Below are 5,945 nucleotides of genomic sequence, written 5' to 3' on the forward strand. Positions count from 1 at the left end.
CAACGAATTTACCGACGCCACCACCACCCAGTTTTTCAATCCCGTGGAGCGCCGATGGGCCACCGAGTTGCTGGAACGTTTCGGGCTGCCCACGCATATCCTGGGCCCGATTGTGCAGCCTGGCACGGTCCTGGGGCCACTTCGGCCCAGTGTGGCGGCCGAGACGGGGCTCACCCAGACGCAGGTGGTTTTACCGGGAACGCATGACACGGCGAGCGCCGTCATGGCCGTGCCGGCACGAGAGCCGAGCGAGGATTGGCCGAACTGGTGTTACATCAGCCTGGGAACCTGGGCCCTGATGGGCGTTGAGGTCAAGCAGCCCGTCATCACCGAAAAGTCATTGGCCCTCAATTTCACCAACGAGGGTGGCGTGGGGAATACGATCCGGCTCCTCAAGAACATCACCGGGCTGTGGCTGGTTCAGGAATGTCGGCGAATCTGGAATCAGGCAGGCCGGAGCTGGGACTGGGAAGATCTCAATCGATTGACGGCCGAGTCGCCCGGGTTGGTCAGCTTCATCGATCCCGACCATTCCATGTTCCTGGCTCCCACCGACATGCCGGAAGCCATTCGTGAGTTCACACGGCGCACAGGCCAGTCGGTGCCATCGACGGAAGGGGCCGTTTTGCGGTGTGCTTTGGACAGCATCGCCATGAAATTCCGGCATGTGTTGGGGATGTGTGAAGAACTCATCGGCCGGCGGATTGAGGTCATCCACATTGTCGGTGGGGGAACCAAGAATCGCCTGTTGTGTCAGGCTGCGGCGGATGCGTGTGGTCGGCCGGTGCTGGCCGGTCCGGTGGAAGCCACCGCACTGGGAAACATCATGATGCAGGCCGTGGCTGCCGGAGAGGTGGGCACCATCTCCGAAGCTCGCGAAATCATCCGGCAGAGCTTCCCGGTGGATGAGTATTCACCCCAGAACACCGCCGCGTGGGACGAGGCATTTCCGCGGTTCCTGCAGATCCTGGAGGCAACCGTGTGAGACGTCCCGCCATTTGGTTGATGGCGTCCCTCAGCGGCAAACGGCGGGGTGTTTTCCAAGTGCTCCACGCACGCCTGCGCCGAGCACATGGGTATGAAAAAGCAGGTTCGTGAAACATCGTGAGCGATTTACGGGCATCGGTCAACCTCGGCCGTTACAGCCGTTGAAGAGAAGCAAAGCAGTTCTGGAAACTTGTGCCGGAAGACTCATTGACGAAGGAGGACGACATGGTTCGCGTCGGGATCGTGGGCATCGGCTTCATGGGAATGATCCACTATCTGGCTTATCAAAAGATCAAGGGAGCCAAAGTCACGGCCATCTGTGAAAAGATACCCGAGCGACTGGCTGGAGACTGGCGATCCATCAAAGGGAATTTCGGCCCCCCCGGCCGCAAGATGGACTTGAGAGGCATCGCCAAATACTCCGACATCGCGGAGCTTCTCAAAGATCCCAATGTCGATATGGTGGATATCTGTTTACCTCCTGCCCTCCATCCCGAGGCCACCATCGCAGCCCTGGAAGCCGGCAAGCACGTCTTTTGTGAAAAGCCGATTGCGCTCACAGTTCCAGCGGCCGACAAGATGGTGAAAACAGCCGAAAAACGGGGGAAACTGCTTCTTATTGGCCATGTGCTCCCCTTTTTCGCGGCCTATCGCTTTGCATACGAAGCTGTCACCAGTGGAAAGTACGGAGCCTGCCTGGGTGGCCACTTCAACCGGGTTATTTCCGATCCCCTGTGGCTGAAAGATTTTTACGATCCCAATGTTTGTGGGGGGCCCGCCATTGATCTCCACATCCATGACGCTCACTTCATCCGTCTTCTGTTCGGCATGCCGAAGGCCGTGCAAAGTGTGGGACGCATGCGGGGAGAAGTCCCCGAGTATTTCAGCACTCAGTTCCTCTTCGATGATCCCCGTCTCGTGGTGACGGCGACCAGTGGGGTGATCATGCAGCAAGGTCGGCCATTCACGAACGGCTACGAAATCCACCTGGAAAAAGCAACGCTCGTTTTCGACTCCTGGATGAATATGCCGGTGACAATCCTCACCGAAGACGGGAAAGTAAAGCGGCCGAAACTTCCTGCCCGCGATCCCGTCGATGACTTCGCCGCGGAGCTGACAGAGGTGGTCCGCTGCGTCAAGAACGGCGAGACATCCACGTTCCTCGATGGCCGCCTGGCGCGGGATGCTCTCGTGCTCGCTCATCGGGAAATCGAATCTGTCAAGCGGCGTCGTGCCGTAAAAGTCTGAGTGACTGCCCCGTCAGGTAAGAGCGGTGTCGTTTCCTGGGCTTTCCCAGCTTCTCTGGGGAGATGCGGGAAACTTCACCAAACTGGCGCTGCCGTTTCCAGCGCCACGGCAGGTTTTACCGTCAACTTTTCTGCCACGATCAGGTTCGGCGCGTCCCCCTCGTGAGATTGCGGGTTTTACCGAACAAATCGGACAAAAACACCGCTGGGGTTTTTGCCCATAGTCGATGCCTGAGCTATACTCATCCGAACAGAGTAATGTGGGCTTGGCAGCGTGACATGCAACGCTGTCGGGCGGGAAATGCTCTGGAAAGATCGGGACTTGGAGAATTCGCAACAGTTGCTTTGGCCTGCTCATGGCAGGTGGGCGTCCGCAGGGAACTCTGCGAGGGAGCACTGTGAGGACAGGACGCATGGAGCACGCAGGCGCGGACTCATCCATCGGGACCATGGTCGGCACTCTTCGTGATCGCTACCTTAATCGATTGCGAAGCGTGCTGCGGGGAGTGACCTTCTGGGGGGCGATCGGACTCTTGCTTCTTTTGACGGGTTTCGGCCTGGCCGCCCCCAACGCTGGAGAGCTCAACAATGTCTCGCCGCCTGATCCGCTGTCGTTGCCCGCCACCGAGCTGGAAGAACTGAAAGCGGTTTTGGAACAGGGACAGGCCCTGGAGCGGCAATCCCGCTGGGGCGAGGCTTTGAGCCTTTATGAGGAAGCCATCCGCCGCTTCCCGGGCCATGCGGAACTGGAAACACGCTTTCATGAAGCGCGGCTCCATTATGACCTGATCCGCCGCTATGCCGACAGCACTTTTCTGACAACCGTGCGGAATCTTTCGGCTCGAGATGCCCTCCAACTGTATGATGAGGTCCTCGTCAAAATCCAGGCCCACTACGTGGAATCACCCCATTGGAACGAACTTTATACCCAGGGTGTCCATGGTCTGGCTCTCGCCCTGAGTGAGCCCAAATTCCTCGCCGCCTACCAGATCAGTCTGTCATCAGAGGCGGCAGCCAGCGCCGGACGTGATCTCGAATTTGTCGTCCCGCAAATCCGCGTGCAATCCCGAACGACCGCTCTGGACGCCGTTAATCGTTTGACACAGTGGTTGTACGAAAAGGTCAAGCTGCCGGTCAGTGCGGCCGTCATGGAAATGATCTGCGGAGCGGTAAACTCCCTGGATCCCTATTCCGCCTTTTTGACTCCCGCTCAACTCTCTGATCTTTATTCCCAGATCGAGGGCAATTTTGTAGGCCTTGGGGTCGAACTGCGTCCGCAGGAAGATGCCCTTATCGTCCTGCGGGTGATCGCGGGAAGTCCGGCAGAGCGGTCAGGAATCCGGCCCGGTGACCGAATTGTGGCCGTGGATGGGCAGAAAGTGCGAGACATCACCCCAGATCGCGCGGCAGAGCTGCTGAAAGGTCCGGAAGGAACAAGCGTGTCACTGGAAATTGCGGACCGCGAAGGGCAACTCCGAACGCTTACCGTCATCCGCACACGGGTGGAAGTCCCAAGCGTGACCGACGTGCGAATACTGGATGAACGGGCGAAAATCGGATATTTTCGACTGCTCAGTTTTCAGCGGACCACAGCCCACGATGTGGAAACAGCCCTGAACGTGCTGCAGGCTCAGGGTGTGCGCTCCCTGATCATCGACCTGCGAGGAAATCCTGGCGGCCTTTTGGGAGCAGCGGTGGAAACCGCCGATCTGTTTTTGACTGGCGGAACGATTGTCTCGACACAGGGGCGAAACTCGGAAGAGAACCTCGTTTACACCGCGCAGGAGTCCCGTAAGTGCACCCTGCCGCTGGTGGTCCTTATCGACCACGAAAGCGCCAGTGCTGCGGAAATCTTCGCAGGTGCCCTCCAGGATCAGGGTCGCGGCACGATCGTGGGCACTCCCAGCTACGGAAAGGGGTCGATCCAGGGCATCTTTCCGCTGGCCATCACCGGCGCCGGACTCCGCCTGACCACTGCCCGGTTCTTCTCCCCGCGAGGGCAGCCGTACGCGGGACGGGGCGTGATCCCCGACATCCGCGTCCAGGTCGCAGCGCGACCTCTTACCGCCCGGTTGCCTTTAGGTGCGGAATCCAACACAGGCGGCAGTCCGGCCTCGACTTCCGGGGATGCAGCGTCTTCGGCCATGCTTTCAACCTCGCGGGACCCGATCCTCGAAGCCGGTCTCCAGGCAGCCCAGCAAATCGTCGCCCAGCGAGACGGCGCGACGCGCTAAGTCGATCCGTAGTCAATGGCTCCGGCCGGGATTTTCAACCGGGCATGAAGCCCCCCGGCCTGCGATCTTCACGTCTCTCATTCCAGCCGGTGGCAGTGGCCCACGTCGCTCGCCGATCACATCCTGTCGAGCACAGGTGATCCCCGGGCCAGGTGCTTGCATCATCGCCGATTGGCTATGGCTGCCGGGAAAGATACACGAACGCCCCTGCTCCCACGATGAGCCCACCAATCACCGCGAGAATGATCATTCCGAACAGAGTTGACCAGTCGGATACCGTCTTTAGCATGAGCTGGGCGAGCATGAGGAGGATGACTGTCAGGTTGAATGCGACAATAGCATACTGGAGGTCCTGCCGGAAGCGCTCGGGGGAGCGCGGTGCGTAACTCCGTGCGGCGGCGGCTTTTTGCGGGGTGGCGGCGGCTTTCTGGTCCCGTCCGTCTCCCCTGCCAGACATGTACCGTGCAATCGCCGCGTTGATCCCGATCGGAGTGGTGATTACGCTCCGCACAGGCAAACCGTACAGGTGGCGAAGCGTCTCTTCCACATCGGGATTAAGTGGAAAAGGTGAGGCCACCAGCAACTGATTGTCGTCCACCATGACGGGCAGACAGGAATACTGGCGGGCCAGAGCGGGCGGCATCTTATCCAGAAGAGAGACGTCGATGACTGTCTCCTGAAGATCGACAAACGGCAACCCCTGCGATTCGGCGTAGGCCTGCATCACCACATCGGGCGGCGCCAGCTTCTGCTGAATGATGGCATCATGGATGGGCAGACCTACTGCCTGAGCAAAGCGTCGCGCCCGCTCGAGAGCCTCGGGAGTGATCGCTTTGTTCCCCAGCAGAATCTCCTCCACGGTGCGTCGCACGCCCTCACCGAAATCTTTTCGCCCCAGCATGGCATCGTATTCGCGCTTCCGCTGGGCGTCGGTGAGGCAGAGCATGGCCTTCGCCAGCTCGTTGAGAAGCTGCTGGGACTCAAACGCATAACCGCCCGTCGCATACTTGCGGACATGGGCGTTCAGTTTCCGGTACTGTTCCCGGATCTTGTTGACATCATCCTCGAAGAGGGGGAGCTTGAGAAGCTGATAGTAATTGAGCGGGCGCTGGGTTTCCTCAATCCCCAACCAGTCGCGATAAACGTCGATCGGCTTCTTTGCCATACCCCGACTTCCTAATCGACTTTGTATTCGTCAGCCAGACGCTTGAGAGCGTCAACCTCCTCTTCAGCCAGCACTCCCCGCCGTTCGATTTCGATGCGAGCTTCCCGCCCGCTGGTCTTGTCGCGTGCCGTCACAATGACGCGTCCCTGAGCACTGAACGCATAGGTCACCTCCACGGGCGACCCCTTCGGCAAATTGGGAGGAAGGTCGGTGATGCGGCACTTTCCGAGGAGCGAACACGCGAAGGGATCCGGGGCGTCTCCTTCCAGAACCTGCACCGTGATCCGTTCCTGGTTGTCTTTGGTGGTTTTG

5 protein-coding genes are annotated in these 5,945 nt (G+C 59.4%); 3 read left to right on the plus strand and 2 right to left on the minus strand.

The annotated features are described in order from the left end of the window. The 3 genes from H5U08_RS08535 to H5U08_RS08545 all read left to right on the plus strand — a co-directional run. Positions 1-985 (plus strand): FGGY-family carbohydrate kinase (locus H5U08_RS08535; protein ID WP_297032161.1); only part of this gene is annotated, 985 nt, incomplete at its 5' end. A 227-nt stretch (positions 986-1,212) separates the two neighbouring features. After that, on the plus strand, positions 1,213-2,235 hold the full coding sequence (locus H5U08_RS08540; protein ID WP_297032163.1) for a Gfo/Idh/MocA family oxidoreductase: 1,023 nt from the start codon (positions 1,213-1,215) through the stop codon (positions 2,233-2,235). Positions 2,236-2,647: 412 nt separating this feature from the next. Next, on the plus strand, positions 2,648-4,468 hold the full coding sequence (locus tag H5U08_RS08545) for a S41 family peptidase (protein ID WP_297032165.1): 1,821 nt from the start codon (positions 2,648-2,650) through the stop codon (positions 4,466-4,468). A 175-nt stretch (positions 4,469-4,643) separates the two neighbouring features. On the opposite strand, the gene H5U08_RS08550 is transcribed toward H5U08_RS08545, so the two are convergent. Together H5U08_RS08550 and H5U08_RS08555 are read right to left on the minus strand one after the other, a co-directional pair. Beyond that, entirely contained in the window at positions 4,644-5,633 is a 990-nt protein-coding gene (locus tag H5U08_RS08550) for a hypothetical protein (RefSeq protein ID WP_297032167.1), read from the minus strand. An 11-nt stretch (positions 5,634-5,644) separates the two neighbouring features. Beyond that, the coding region (locus H5U08_RS08555) for an Hsp70 family protein (protein WP_297032169.1) at positions 5,645-5,945 on the minus strand (301 nt) is incomplete at its 5' end.

The sequence above is a fragment of the Thermogutta sp. genome (assembly GCF_014359955.1).
Classification (GTDB): domain Bacteria; phylum Planctomycetota; class Planctomycetia; order Pirellulales; family Thermoguttaceae; genus Thermogutta.

Bases quoted from the DNA above. Each gene is read 5' to 3' on its own strand.
- H5U08_RS08540 (WP_297032163.1), top strand. From the start codon at position 1,213: ATGGTTCGCGTCGGGATCGTGGGCATCGGCTTCATGGGAATGATCCAC.
- H5U08_RS08545 (WP_297032165.1), top strand. From the start codon at position 2,648: ATGGAGCACGCAGGCGCGGACTCATCCATCGGGACCATGGTCGGCACT.
- H5U08_RS08550 (WP_297032167.1), bottom strand. From the start codon at position 5,633: ATGGCAAAGAAGCCGATCGACGTTTATCGCGACTGGTTGGGGATTGAG.